The sequence below is a fragment of the Ornithinimicrobium sp. F0845 genome (genome assembly GCF_023015765.1).
Classification (GTDB): Bacteria; Actinomycetota; Actinomycetes; order Actinomycetales; family Dermatophilaceae; genus Ornithinicoccus.
Map to the genome: position 1 here is coordinate 1 of NZ_JALKAL010000048.1, position 285 is coordinate 285.

Below are 285 nucleotides of genomic sequence, written 5' to 3' on the forward strand. Positions count from 1 at the left end.
TCCCTCACGGTACTTGTCCGCTATCGGTCACCAGGGAATATTTAGGCTTAGCAGGTGGTCCTGCCAGATTCGTACGGGATTTCTCGGGCCCCGTACTACTTGGGAACACAACACCAGAGTTCTCATTGTTTCGGCTACGGGGGTCTCACCCTCTACGCCAGGCTCTTCCAAACCTTCCGCCTACAACAAGAATTTCTCACTCCAGCCCAGCCCGGTAGAACTGAGAAGCTGTGTCCCACGACCCCGAACGTGCAACGACTACCGTCTATCACACACGCCCGGTTT

Annotated in this window: 1 rRNA gene; it reads right to left on the bottom strand. The window is 55.4% G+C overall.

Annotated elements, in window-relative coordinates:
- Positions 1-285, bottom strand: a 23S ribosomal RNA gene (locus MWU75_RS19670); the annotation flags it as partial.